12 protein-coding genes and 1 tRNA gene are annotated in these 12,361 nt (G+C 46.7%); 6 read left to right on the forward strand and 7 right to left on the reverse strand.

Annotated elements, in window-relative coordinates:
• Positions 1-4: 4 nt before the first annotated feature.
• The 3 genes from xynR to ABFI50_RS11670 all read right to left on the reverse strand — a co-directional run bounded on the left by xynR (position 5) and on the right by ABFI50_RS11670 (position 2,018).
• On the reverse strand, positions 5-763 hold the full coding sequence (gene xynR, locus ABFI50_RS11660; protein ID WP_014882318.1) for a DNA-binding transcriptional repressor XynR: 759 nt from the start codon (positions 761-763) through the stop codon (positions 5-7).
• Positions 764-948: 185 nt separating this feature from the next.
• Positions 949-1,953, reverse strand: a complete 1,005-nt coding sequence (gene argF, locus ABFI50_RS11665) for an ornithine carbamoyltransferase (protein ID WP_063861789.1) — start codon at positions 1,951-1,953, stop codon at positions 949-951.
• Positions 1,923-2,018, reverse strand: a complete 96-nt coding sequence (locus tag ABFI50_RS11670) for a hypothetical protein (RefSeq protein WP_213014371.1) — start codon at positions 2,016-2,018, stop codon at positions 1,923-1,925. The genes argF and ABFI50_RS11670 overlap by 31 nt, the downstream gene beginning before the upstream one ends.
• Positions 2,019-2,117: 99 nt before the next feature.
• Here ABFI50_RS11670 and rraB point away from each other — a divergent pair, with 99 nt between their 5' ends.
• The 6 genes from rraB (at position 2,118) to ABFI50_RS11700 (ending at position 6,539) form a co-directional block, all read left to right on the forward strand.
• Positions 2,118-2,543 carry a ribonuclease E inhibitor RraB gene (gene rraB / locus ABFI50_RS11675; protein ID WP_347484067.1) on the forward strand — a complete coding sequence of 142 codons (426 nt, stop codon included), beginning with the start codon at positions 2,118-2,120 and terminating at the stop codon, positions 2,541-2,543.
• 46 nt (positions 2,544-2,589) lie between these two features.
• Positions 2,590-3,348, forward strand: coding sequence for a tRNA isopentenyl-2-thiomethyl-A-37 hydroxylase MiaE (gene miaE, locus ABFI50_RS11680; RefSeq protein WP_347484068.1), 759 nt, complete (start codon positions 2,590-2,592; stop codon positions 3,346-3,348).
• 30 nt (positions 3,349-3,378) lie between these two features.
• The gene (locus tag ABFI50_RS11685) at positions 3,379-4,101 is read left to right on the forward strand and encodes a hypothetical protein (protein WP_063861795.1); all 723 of its coding nucleotides are present in this window, start codon (positions 3,379-3,381) and stop codon (positions 4,099-4,101) included.
• 106 nt (positions 4,102-4,207) lie between these two features.
• A tRNA-Leu gene (locus ABFI50_RS11690) sits at positions 4,208-4,292 on the forward strand.
• Positions 4,293-4,491: 199 nt separating this feature from the next.
• Positions 4,492-5,754: an integrase arm-type DNA-binding domain-containing protein gene (locus ABFI50_RS11695; RefSeq protein ID WP_023301371.1), complete on the forward strand. Its 1,263-nt coding sequence runs from the start codon at positions 4,492-4,494 to the stop codon at positions 5,752-5,754.
• A 167-nt stretch (positions 5,755-5,921) separates the two neighbouring features.
• Positions 5,922-6,539, forward strand: a complete 618-nt coding sequence (locus ABFI50_RS11700) for an MmcB family DNA repair protein (RefSeq protein WP_023301372.1) — start codon at positions 5,922-5,924, stop codon at positions 6,537-6,539.
• Here ABFI50_RS11700 and ABFI50_RS11705 read toward each other — a convergent pair.
• The 4 genes from ABFI50_RS11705 to ABFI50_RS11720 form a co-directional block, all read right to left on the reverse strand.
• On the reverse strand, positions 6,522-7,550 hold the full coding sequence (locus ABFI50_RS11705; protein ID WP_347484072.1) for a beta family protein: 1,029 nt from the start codon (positions 7,548-7,550) through the stop codon (positions 6,522-6,524). The two genes, ABFI50_RS11700 and ABFI50_RS11705, sit on opposite strands and share 18 nt — an antisense overlap.
• A complete protein-coding gene (locus tag ABFI50_RS11710; protein WP_080470336.1) occupies positions 7,547-8,095 on the reverse strand; it encodes an ImmA/IrrE family metallo-endopeptidase in 549 nt (182 codons plus the stop codon). Before ABFI50_RS11710 ends, ABFI50_RS11705 begins: the two co-directional genes overlap by 4 nt.
• Positions 8,095-8,718, reverse strand: coding sequence for a hypothetical protein (locus ABFI50_RS11715; protein ID WP_347484075.1), 624 nt, complete (start codon positions 8,716-8,718; stop codon positions 8,095-8,097). Before ABFI50_RS11715 ends, ABFI50_RS11710 begins: the two co-directional genes overlap by 1 nt.
• Before the next feature lie 501 nt (positions 8,719-9,219).
• Positions 9,220-12,237, reverse strand: a complete 3,018-nt coding sequence (locus tag ABFI50_RS11720) for a reverse transcriptase domain-containing protein (protein ID WP_063861800.1) — start codon at positions 12,235-12,237, stop codon at positions 9,220-9,222.
• Between the last annotated feature and the right edge of the window lie 124 nt (positions 12,238-12,361).

Genomic DNA, 12,361 nt, shown 5'->3' on the forward strand with positions numbered 1-12,361 from the left:
CGGCTCAGGCCGGGTAGCCCAGCGCGCGTGAGAGCTGGAGCCCGGCCTGCTGAAGCTGCTCGCGGAAATTAGCCAGCTCGGCGTCGTCCACGCGCGAGGTCAGCGTCGACAGGCTCAGGGCGGCAATCACGCGTGACTCGTGGTTCCACACCGGTACCGCCACGCAGCGCACGCCCTGCTCGTTCTCTTCGCTGTCCAGGGCGTAGCCTTGTTCGCGGGTTTTTTTCAGCGCATCCACCAACGCTTCGCGGGTGGCAAGAGTGGAAGGGGTAAAGGTAGTGTACTGATAGCCCTCCAGCAGGGCGTTCAGCTCGGCCTCGCCCAGCCAGGCAATCAACACCTTGCCGATGGCGGTGGCATGAACCGGCAGGCGACGGCCAATGCGCGAATAGGCGATTGCGGCCAGCTTGCCTTCAATCTTCTCGATATAGACCCCTTCACGCCCGTCCAGGATCCCCAGATGGGTGGTCTGCCCGGTCCGCCGGGAAAGATCCGTCAGCCAGCCTTTTGCCTTCTGACGAATATCCATTGAGCCCACGACGAAATGGCCGCGCTCGACCAGCTTCATGCCGAGGCGATATTTACCGTTCTCCGGGTTCTGATCGATATAGCCGTGAAGCTGCAGGGTTTTCAGCAGCGAATGGAGGGTACTTTTGCTCAGCCCCATCAGTTTGCTGATGTCGGTGATCTTAAGCTCGGTGGCCTGCTCGTTGAACAGGTCGAGGATCTGCAACGCACGTTCAACAGACTGAATAATCGGCATAATGCTGGCATGTCCACGCTGGAATTAAGGCGAAAACGTACCTTTTTTGGGGTGAAAAATCAATTGAGCAGGCCTGATTTGCCCGGCGGCGCTTCGCTTGCACGGGCCTACAGGTTTTGTAGGCCGGGTAAGCGCAGCGTCACCCGGCAAGAAGAGCGCACCGAATAAAAATGTGGGAGAGAGGATCACTCCCCAAGCGTCGCCACCATCACCGCCTTAATCGTATGCATCCGGTTTTCCGCCTGGTCGAACACGATGCTCGCCGCCGACTCAAACACCTCGTCCGTCACCTCCATCCCGCCGTGCAGATCGAACTCCTTCGCCATCTGCTTGCCGAGCGTGGTCTGGTCGTCATGGAACGCCGGCAGACAGTGCAGGAACTTGACGTTCGGGTTGCCGGTCAGCGCCATCATCTGCGCGTTCACCTGATACCCACGCAGCAGCGCAATCCGCTCCGCCCACTTCTCTTTGGCTTCGCCCATCGACACCCAGACGTCGGTATAGATAAAGTCCGCGCCCTTCACGCCGGCCGCCACGTCTTCCGTCAGGGTGATTTTGCCGCCGTGCTTCTCCGCCAGCGCGCTGCACTCCGCTACCAGGCTCTCTTCCGGCCAGCAGGCTTTCGGGGCCACCAGACGCAGATCCAGCCCGGTCAGCGCCGCCGCTTCCAGCATCGAGTTGCCCATGTTGTTGCGCGCGTCGCCCGCGTAGACCAGCGTCATCTCATTAAACGCTTTGCCCGGCAGGTGCTCCTGCATGGTCAGCAGGTCCGCCAGCAGCTGCGTCGGGTGGAACTCGTTGGTCAGGCCGTTCCACACCGGCACGCCCGCATATTGTGCCAGCGTTTCGACCACGTCCTGGCCGTGGCCGCGATACTGAATGCCGTCGTACATCCGCCCGAGCACCCGTGCGGTGTCCTTAATTGACTCTTTATGCCCAATCTGGCTGCCGCTCGGCCCTAAATAAGTGACGCGTGCGCCCTGGTCAAATGCGGCAACTTCGAAAGAGCATCGTGTACGGGTCGAGTCTTTTTCGAAGATGAGCGCGATGTTTTTACCGGTAAGCTTTTGTACTTCCTTGCCCTTTTTTTTATCGGTTTTGAGCTGTGCGGCAAGAGTCAGCAGAGAAGTGAACTGTGCAGGGGTAAAGTCGAGCAATTTCAGAAAGTGTTTCTTGTACAAATCGGACATTTTATCCTCGCCTGGCGAACGCCACTTATTGAATTAAAATTCACTTTATATGTGTAATTATTCATTTGCAACCCCGTTTCACAATTCTTTCTTACAAAGGTGGAGGCAAACCCGTCCGTGTGTGAAAATAGAAGTATCTGCCGCACTTTAAAGAGGATTGAGCCATGGCAAACCCGGAACACCTGGAAGAGCAACGCGAAGAGACGCGTCTGATTATTGAAGAGCTGCTGGAAGACGGTAGCGATCCGGACGCGCTGTACACCATCGAGCACCATTTCTCTGCGGATGATTTCGACGCGCTGGAAAAAATGGCGGTGGAAGCCTTCAAGCTGGGTTACGAAGTGACCGAGCCGGAAGAGCTGGAAGTGGAAGAGGGCGACACCGTCATCTGCTGCGACATCCTGAGCGAGGGCGCGCTGAAGGCGGAGCTGATTGACGCGCAGGTAGAACAGCTGATGAACCTGGCCGAGAAGTTTGAGGTGGAGTACGACGGCTGGGGAACCTACTTCGAAGATCCGAACAGTGAAGACGGCGAAGAAGGCGACGACGAAGATTACGTCGACGAAGACGACGACGGCGTGCGTCACTAAGCGTTTCAGGCGGTGGCGCGCGCCACCGCTTTTTCAAGGCTGAACCATGGATTACCCGCAGATACTCGCCCCCGTACTCAACTTCCTCCCGTGCCCGACCCCGCAAGCATGGATTGATAAAGCCCGCGACCCGGCGAACCTGCCGCTGCTGCTCACCGACCACATGGTGTGCGAGCTCAAGGCCGCTCAGACCGCGCTATTACTCGTGCGTAAATACGTCGCCGACGAAAGCGGTGCCGACGCGCTGCTCGACTGGCTCAAACCCTACGAACAGTTCACCTTCCGCGACGGCCCGGAGCCGGACTTCATCGCCCTGCACAAGCAGATTGGCAAAAGCGTGATGCCCAAAACCGACGACCCGTGGGGCCAGGCGCTCATCGACAGCATGGTGCTGCTGATTAAAGAGGAGCTGCACCACTTCTGGCAGGTGCGCGAGGCGATGCTAGTCCGCGACATTCCGTACGTCAAAATCACCGCCAGCCGCTACGCCAAAGGGATGCTGAAGGAAGTGCGCACCCACGAACCGCTGACGCTGATCGACAAACTCATCTGCGGCGCCTACATCGAAGCCCGCTCCTGCGAACGCTTCGCCGCGCTGGCCCCGTTCCTCGAGGACGACCTGCAAAAGTTTTATCTCTCGCTGCTGCGCTCGGAAGCGCGCCACTATCAGGACTACCTGACGCTGGCCCAACAGGTGAGCGACGACGATATCTCACCGCGCATACAGCATTTTGGCGAAATTGAAGCCACACTTATCTCGACACCGGACAACGAGTTTCGCTTCCACAGCGGCGTGCCGGTGTAAACCGGCATAACGCAAGGATAAGGATGCGAGATGAATAAAACGTGGACCCGTATTGTGATTGTCGTCGTCGCGGCCGCCGCCGTGGCGTTCTGGGTGTTCTTCGACAGGCAGCGCGCGCCGGAACAGCAGATGGATGCTGCCCTTAACGCGATGCCCGCCTGGCAGGTGATTAAGGAGCAGGAGCCTGCGCTGCATCAGCGCATTCTCGACCAGATGGCTGCCCTGCAAAAAGCGGGCGAGCCGGAGCAGCAGATTATCGACACCATCCAGCCGCAGATCCTGCATCTGCAGATGTCGCGCCTGCAAAACGCCCCGGACGCCAACGTGGTGAACTACATGACCATCAACATGGAGCAGACCGCCGCCATTCAAAAGGTGAGCGACGACGCCTGCTTCCGCTTCCTCTATCCGATGGTGAAGGGCGGCGTGAACCCAATGCGCATGCTGGATAAAGACCTGATGGCGCGGCGCATGCAGGCCGACGCCGACATGATGCGCGCGGCCTACGGCAAAAACCACCACAACGTGACACCGGCCGAGCGCGAGGCGGCCGTCGAGGATGTGCGGCCGATTATGAAGGCACTTGCCGATAAGTACGGCGAGGACATCCAGCTGCTGCAGATGCCGGAGAAGGCGGCGGGCAAAGAGAAGCTCTCCTGCGATATGGTGCAGGACATGTGGGCGAAGGTGCTGGCGCTGCCGGAGCAGAAGGCGGCAGGGGTGATTCGGCTGGCGGTATCTGAGCTGGAGTGACGAAGGGCGCTGGTTTTTTGGGCACTTAGCGCGGGTTTCGCGCGTCGCCGCTTGCATGGCGGCGCGCGACAGGTATAATCCACAACGTTTCCGCATCCCCTTCAGTGCCGAAGTGGCGAAATCGGTAGACGCAGTTGATTCAAAATCAACCGTAGAAATACGTGCCGGTTCGAGTCCGGCCTTCGGCACCATCGGAACATCAATAGACGTCAACGGACGTCTTTTTTTGTGCCTGAAATCCGCGCCATACAAGGCTTTCCGCGATTTTCCTTTCAACAGAAGTCAATCTGAGTCAACCCACATCAAGTTGCTTGTGAGTATAGAACCGAGTATATATGCTGGTTCGATAATGGTTATATACTCACTGCGGCACATGGAAGGAGAACTTTTATGGCTCTGACAGATATCAAAGTGCGTTCTGCGAAACCGCAGGAAAAGGAGTACACCCTTGTCGATGGGGATGGCATGTTTTTGCTGATTCACCCTAACGGCTCAAAATACTGGCGGTTCCGTTTTCGCTTTGGTGGTAAGCAGCACCTGATGGCGTTTGGTGTTTATCCTGAAACGTCATTAGCTGATGCTCGTCAAAAGAGGGAAGAGGCCAGAAAGCTTGTTGCTGCTGGAATCGATCCTCGCGAACACAAACGTGCTGTGAAAGAAGAACAGGCGAAAGAAAATATTACCTTTGAGTCAGTTGCCCGAGAGTGGCATGCCGCAAATAAAAAATGGTCAGAAGAACATAGCCGACGGGTGCTGAAGAGTCTGGAGGATAATTTGTTCCCAGCAATTGGGAAGCGGAGTATTGATAGTTTTAGCACGCGCGATCTCCTCGTTCCTATCAAGGTCGTTGAGGCTACAGGGCGTTTTGAAGTGGCTTCGCGTCTTCAGCAGCGTACCAATGCGATTATGCGTTATGCAGTGCAAAGCGGTTTGATCGATTACAATCCTGCTCAGGAGATGGCTGGGGCAGTTGCTTCAAGTAATCGTGTCCATCGACCAGCACTTGAACTGAAACGCTTACCTGAACTACTCCACCGAATTGATAGCTACACCGGGCGGCCTTTGACTCGTCTGGCTGTTGAGCTCACGTTATTAATCTTTATTCGTTCTAGTGAATTGCGCTTCGCCCGTTGGTCCGAGATCGATTTTGAAAGGGCAATGTGGACAATCCCGGCAGAACGAGAAGCTATCGATGGAGTGAAGCATTCTCAACGTGGTTCTAAAATGCGCACACCCCACTTAGTACCGCTGTCTCGTCAGGCATTGGCAATCCTTGAACAGGTTCACAAGCTTAGTGGTGAGCGCGATTTTGTTTTCATTGGCGATCATAACCCTCGTAAGCCTATGAGTGAAAATACGGTGAATAAGGCGCTGCGTGTTATGGGGTATGACACTAAGGTGGAGGTTTGTGGGCATGGCTTCAGGACTATGGCATGTAGCTCGCTGATTGAGTCAGGGCTATGGTCAAGGGATGCTGTAGAGCGGCAAATGAGCCATATGGAACGTAACTTAGTACGTGCGGCTTATATTCATAAAGCAGAGCATCTAGATGAACGCAAACTGATGCTGCAATGGTGGGCTGACTTTCTGGATGCTAATCGGGAGATGGGGGTTAGTCCGTTTGATTATGCCAGAATTGCGATAGAAAAATAACATCAATGCATCATTTTAATGATAGTTGCTTGGAAGAAAATAGACGCAACTATCATTAAGTTACCTAAGGTTAGTACAAAAATAGTACAGACTGGTGAATATAAAATGACAAAATGTGATTTTTACTGTATTTTTAACCAGTATTTTGTGGGGGAAGGAAAAAAAGAATGAAAGAGTATGAAGTCAAAATAAAGCTAACTGAGTATCTTTTGGCAAATATTAAAAAAAATATTATAGGCTCAGAGTTTAGATTTGATTTCGGAGCCAGAAGAGCTGACATAATAACAATATGTGATGGAATAGCAACAGCATTTGAAATAAAAACATCAGGTGATAATGTAACTCGGTTACCACAGCAAATTTATGGATATAAAAAATATTTTGATTTTTGCTTTATCGTTTGTGAGCCAGGCAATATTGATAATGTTAGAAAGGTTATTTCAAAAGAGATTGGTTTAATTATGGTAGATGATATGCAAGTGACTTTAATAAGAAAATCTAAACAATTTAAGGCTCATGATAAGCTAATATTAGCAAGCACTTTGAATATTAAAGAAATTAGAAGTCTTGTTAAGATTGGGAAGTTATCAAAAATGGAACTATGTCAGAAAATTTCTGAAACCTTTAATCTAAAGAAAATCAGATCCATTTCAAGATATTCTTTAGAGAAAAGAATGAAGGCTCCATTTGAAACCTTCATAAATGAAAAAGGCGATAGTATAACCCGAGATGATTTAATGACTTTAAATAGAATGCCATCACATAGATTAACCTTTACTTCTTAATTTTACTCTTGTGTTCATGAAATGATTCATTCGTACAGATATCCAAAAGGAAGGGCTAATGCCAGAAGGCTCGTTGCCTTTTGCTTTTGCTATTTCTTTATCAGGCCAAATGTCCATTGCCGCATATCTTTTATCTTTTAAAATATATTCCGCACATTTTTGATAACTGCCTGCATTTCTTCTGTATCGTTTATAAAAAATAATATTTTCCAACGATACATCTATTCTTGGAACAAATGTTCCACCTTTTATTTCGATTTGTTCAATATTAATAGAAGCGTAATCCCCATATAGAACATAAGGTTCTTGGAATTTTTCATATATATATTCCTCAAAAATAGGAATATCGCCTTCTTTGTCGCCATAGTCGGCTACCGTTTTAGGAAATGAAGTTCCTGCAATAATGGCATTGATGTTTTTATTCAACATTGGTTTTATCTTCGCCATATTTAACTGGAGGTTTGCTATAACTTCATCAATATTAGATTCAGTTATCTGCTCCGAATCCAATATGATGAAGAGCTTTTGGTTGACAGTCATGGTTGAAGTTATTATTTTTATGTATTCATCTATATTATTAATATTTATTGGAAATCTTGCTGCTATAGAACGACCCTTCTTACTTTGTGATAGGATGAAACTTTCCATATTGTGGAGAGAATCATTATCATCAATATGAACCATAGGTATTATATTGAGTTCGTTATAGGTATTGATAAAGTATTGCCATTCAAAATAGCCATTGTCCGGGGATAGGAGTTGCTCAAGTTGAGCATTCATATAATTTTCATTTATGCAAATGTCGAGTATGAAAGGTCTGCCTTTTTGAATTTCTTTTAACTCTTTCATACGTCTATGTATGTCTCCATCTGGAGTAGTTTTTGTTTTTCTTGATTTGGTTAGTTCATAAATAGGTAATATTTTATCAAAAACATCATCTTTTAGATGAGTCATTGCTTTGAGCTCGGCGTCACGGGTTTTCATTATCGGGAAATAAGTAAAATTACTCATAAATTATGTCCTTGATATCCTAGTTGCTGAGCTCTTATTCTTACAGCCATAGCTGAAACACCGAAGTAATTGGCAATATCTGCTACAAGTGTAGATTTTTGTTTAATAAATACACTAAATGCTTCGGATGGCATTAATAATTCGGCAGCGAAACGATTCGCTTCTATTTCAATTATATTAGACTCTCCGTTCCTAAAGAAAACTTCATCTTTAAAGAAATCTAGTTGCTTGCTATGCATCAAATAATGTGCGATCTCGTGAGCGATTGTAAATCTTTGTCGGTTTGGGTGATGTAAAGAATTTACAAGCATAATCCACTCTTGGCTTTTATTATCCTTGTATAAGCAGCCTGAGTCTTCACCTTTTAAAGGTTCCAACCGCATTTTTATTCCTAGCAGAATAGTTAGTCGGGAAACATCTAAGGGATATAAGTCAATATTGTTTTTTTGTGCGAATTGTAAAAGCTGCTCTGGTGTATTCATTGATGTATCAGTGGAAGAAGGTGCTTTCTTCTCTTGTGTTTTTTTTCTGATAAAAGCCATCATTATTTTCCTTCACTAATGATCAAATCATTACCAAGTTCATCATCACTTATAGTTTTATTTTCGGAGTTATTTGAAGGTGATTTTTTGTTAGATATATCGACTTGAGCTTGTAATAACTGATTTTGCTTCTGAAGATCTTCAATTGAGTTGCTCAAATATTCAATTGATTGCATTATATCTCCGATATCAAAATCGGCATCTTTTATTTTATCTTTAACTATTTTTTTTAATCTTTTGTTAAACTCGGCGCTACTAAGATGTATGGAAACTTCCGTAATTGTTTCTTTTCTGGCTTCTTCGCGGGCTACTGAATTAGTTGAGTTTCTGATGAGCACAAAAGATAATGCACAAAGAATGGCATTAATCGCTATCAAGACAGTGATTATAGTTTGGTAAAGCCCTGTTTGCATACTCCAAAGGTTATCTAAGCTAAGAATTGTTCCGTTAGAAATTAACTCTAATAAGTGTTCACTTTGAGCGGAGTCTGGGTTTTTTAATGGGTTAGTGAGAAAGTATTTTGGAGCAAATCCAAAAAATTTAAGGTAACTTGGTCTAAATATAAGGAAAAAAATAAATATCCATACTGCGACAGTGAATAACGACGCACCAATAACAGAGAGCACTATAGAGGTCCTGCTGTGGCCACATCTGATATCTATATTCCGTATCGACATTTTAATTCCTGATTGTTTTTCTATAACCATTACCATAAATGTCAAGGAAATGCAAGTCAAATATTAGGGGGTATGATGAATGTAAAATTCTGCTGCTATATTTATCAATTATCTGAAATGTTATATGTATATTTAAGTCATCTATGTTTATCAAGATGTAGCTATGAACAATGAGCGCCTGATTATCTTCATCAAAAAAATAACTACATCACAGTCAGATTGCTATTCCTACCTCATGTTTTAAAATTGTTTTTTTTCGTTATATGTTTTTTTTGGGGTATCAGTAGTGTGGAATATGAAAGCTACTTCATTTTTATGCGAGGGTTGAATACACAAATAAATCAGTAACTCTCAACTTGCAGTTTCAAATTACATCTGCAGGTTATGGATTGACTATGGCATGTTGCCTCATCTTTAATAACCTGCATCGATATTTTTTCCCAATTTTACTTATGCTTCTGGCAACATTTTTCGAGAGTGCTCTATCTCAAATCCATCCGGAACCGGCTTAAAGGGTTTACCAGGAGAACGATAGCTACTTTGAAATTGTCGTAAAGAATGTACGTCAATCTCGCCTATTACACAATAATCTGTAATACCACCTTTGACTCGTAATACATCACGCTTCCAGCTATCTTTGAAGGGGCCTCGGATGCGGCTATCGCCATACTGGCGGTCATTGCATTGGATGATGTAAGCATGGATATCTAGCGCAGCAGACTCGACCAAGGCATTGAAAGTTTCAGTATCCTGATTCCACTCTGGCACAAACAGCGCGTCAACGTTGCCACGAAGCGCTGCGCGATAACTAATATTGGTCAGCTCACTACAAATCAACAAGGAAAAACGAAAATCACCGTGTTGAATGATAGGAGGCGTTGTCCATTTCTTTTCTGGTTTCATTTCTAGCCCTGCTAGTCGCTGTAATTCCTGCTCTTCATGCAGTGCTGGGCGTTGTTTGTCCTGACGGTAAATCATTAGTGAAGGAAAACCCAATCCATCATGAGACAAGGAAGCCCATACCTGATTGCGTACTCTTGCTTTACTGGCATGTAAATATTCAATGCCGGTGACAAGTGAAATCCCGCGACCTTGTAACTTACGGGCAATTCTAATAAACCAGTGCGCAGGGAGTGAGAGCTCCGGCAGAATTAAGTAACGACTGTTATGTGGTTGGGCTATCACACCATCAAGCAAGCGACATAAGCGAGTGTAACGGTTTGCATCCGGATCGGCTGAACGCATGACCGCCGCAGTCCAGCTTGACATGGACGTTTTCCAGCTAGAGACGGCAACCCCATATTTTCCAGCAGATTGGCCGTCAGGAATTTGCAATATGCCTTGTTTATTGACACAAGGTGTTTTATTACCTAGTACAAAACCGCGAACAGCGAGAACAATAGCTCGCATTTCTTGCTGAGCTGAGGCTGTATAAGCCTCATTGTTTAGGATAAAGAGTTCCGGTAGGCTGAAAGGCCGGGTGGCAAATAGCAGTCCATGTGGAATGATTTTAAATTTGCACCATTTTGCTACAACCTGATTACCCAAAACGACAATATCAGGCAGTAATTCTGCTGCTTCCGCACAGTGGGCTACTGTTTTCGGAGCGGGTATGCCCCGTTGAGCAATCATCTCTTTTGGTAGACCAATAAAGCGGAATGGCATGTGTGCTAAGTCGAAAGAGAATAATCTCGCCTGCTGTTCTTGGTAGCCCTTTAATGAAAAATCACGACCCGAATATTCAATGTCTAGCCCACACCGGGCGTGCCAGTTTTTTAAATGGTCATTCCAGGCTTGCTTACCCACCTTGGAAATACGCGGAGGAAATGCTGCAACGATAGCTTCAAGCACACTGCTAAAAAGCTGAGCCCTCCATTTGCCAATAATCTCTTCTTCAAAAGGGAGGTTATCATCAGGACACGCCTTGATGGTAAGGAGGCAATTTTCTCGAACTTCATCGCAAATATTCTCGAGCGCTAAGATAAGTTTGCGCAGTTCGACAAAGTCCTCACAGGCCGTGGCCAGTCGGATCACTCGGGGTAGGTAGACTGATAAATCAAAGAATTGTGGCAGAACCACAACATGATCAATAAATGCCCGAAAAAATGCCTGGCGATGGCCTTTCCAGGTACCCGGTTGTAGGTCACGCTCATAGGCTTCAAAGTCGCGTAGTTTGATAGCAAAACCAGCCCTACGCATAGTCAGTGCATCTGCTTTACGCAAATTGTCAGCGACTTCGCCATTACTTTGAGTTGCAGCAAGCAAATCAGTTCCAACATTGTTCGAGGAATGCGGTAACCGAGGCATGGCTCGCCACTCGCTGGCTCGTTCATAAATCTGATGAGCAATAGCTTCCACTAATGTTTTTCCAGGGTCACCCGCTAGGATAAACACTTTATTCTTCGCATTTGCAAAACGAATCTGGCTGTCATGCAGATAGTTTGGTTGAAAACTGATCTGTTTGTTTTCCTCGCCCTTTACCCAGTCCAGTTTGCCGGAAGAACGGGCGAACAACCATTGCCATAGCTCTGCCATGGAACGGAAATTCGCACCATTTTCCATGACCAGAATGATGTCATCTACATACCGTCCGTAATAGATAGGTGCGACTTGCTGCTCAATAACGCGATCCAGCTCGATCAGGGCTACGTTGGCAACAACAGCTGAAGCAGGGAGACCTACTGGTAACCCTTTCTTCAACGGAGTCTCAATTGCCCATGCTTTTAACGCATTAATGAATAATCGATTAAGCTTGCTTTGTTCTGCAGTGAGTTCCAACTCCAAAATATCTTTGACGAAGGTTGGATCAAGCATAAACCCGGGATTCAGTTCGTGATAGAAAGAACTAACATCAGCAGTGAGTGCCACGATTTTTTTGCTTTCACTTAGTGCGCTCCGCATGGCGTTAATGCCATTGTCACGCCAATCACGAAAAGGTCTGAGATAAGGTTGAAAAGAGCCAATTGAAAGTGCATTGATGTCTTTTCCATCTAGAGTACGGCGCAGGCGGTTACCGTAAGCACAGGTAGATAATTTGGCATCAAAAAGATGCCCGACTTTTAACATCCAAAGAGTTGAGAGAACATGAAAATCTAGGCTGCATTGAGCCATTACTCGAAACTCAGCTTTGATTTTTTTTTGTTCGTTTTTATCAGCCATTGAGTTGCAAGCATATGCCCACTTTTCAGCAGGTGAGGAAAATATGAGACCGTTAGCTTGCGGTTCTCGCTGCTGTTCCCAGCAAGACATGTCTACAGATTTGGTGGCCAGAAACCAGTTGCCAGTGAACTCATTCTCTTCCACCCATGATTCGTCGTTACCTTGTATTTTTCCCTGCAGAACCGTCAGATTCGTATGTAGGGAGTCTTCGTAAGACGCAATTGCTTCCAGCGAAACATGGGATGAATAGTACAGATCGACTTTTGCTTTGCGGTAGGCAAGGCCAAGCTCTTCAAGGCTAATAATCATGCCAATTCCTCTTTAAAAAATAACTACATTCTCAGCTTTTGAATGACCATTCGCCGGTCGGAAGCAGCCGCTTTAATTAACGAGAATGCAACTGTTCCAATAAAACGAATCATCCACTTTTAGA

It is taken from the genome of Enterobacter sp. HNDS-6 (assembly GCF_039850505.1).
In the GTDB taxonomy this organism is placed as follows: domain Bacteria; phylum Pseudomonadota; class Gammaproteobacteria; order Enterobacterales; family Enterobacteriaceae; genus Enterobacter; species Enterobacter kobei.

Coding starts and splice junctions, on each gene's coding strand:
- xynR (WP_014882318.1), bottom strand. CDS start 763: ATGCCGATTATTCAGTCTGTTGAACGTGCGTTGCAGATCCTCGACCTG.
- argF (WP_063861789.1), bottom strand. CDS start 1,953: ATGTCCGATTTGTACAAGAAACACTTTCTGAAATTGCTCGACTTTACC.
- ABFI50_RS11670 (WP_213014371.1), bottom strand. CDS start 2,018: ATGAATAATTACACATATAAAGTGAATTTTAATTCAATAAGTGGCGTT.
- rraB (WP_347484067.1), top strand. CDS start 2,118: ATGGCAAACCCGGAACACCTGGAAGAGCAACGCGAAGAGACGCGTCTG.
- miaE (WP_347484068.1), top strand. CDS start 2,590: ATGGATTACCCGCAGATACTCGCCCCCGTACTCAACTTCCTCCCGTGC.
- ABFI50_RS11685 (WP_063861795.1), top strand. CDS start 3,379: ATGAATAAAACGTGGACCCGTATTGTGATTGTCGTCGTCGCGGCCGCC.
- ABFI50_RS11695 (WP_023301371.1), top strand. CDS start 4,492: ATGGCTCTGACAGATATCAAAGTGCGTTCTGCGAAACCGCAGGAAAAG.
- ABFI50_RS11700 (WP_023301372.1), top strand. CDS start 5,922: ATGAAAGAGTATGAAGTCAAAATAAAGCTAACTGAGTATCTTTTGGCA.
- ABFI50_RS11705 (WP_347484072.1), bottom strand. CDS start 7,550: ATGAGTAATTTTACTTATTTCCCGATAATGAAAACCCGTGACGCCGAG.
- ABFI50_RS11710 (WP_080470336.1), bottom strand. CDS start 8,095: ATGATGGCTTTTATCAGAAAAAAAACACAAGAGAAGAAAGCACCTTCT.
- ABFI50_RS11720 (WP_063861800.1), bottom strand. CDS start 12,237: ATGATTATTAGCCTTGAAGAGCTTGGCCTTGCCTACCGCAAAGCAAAA.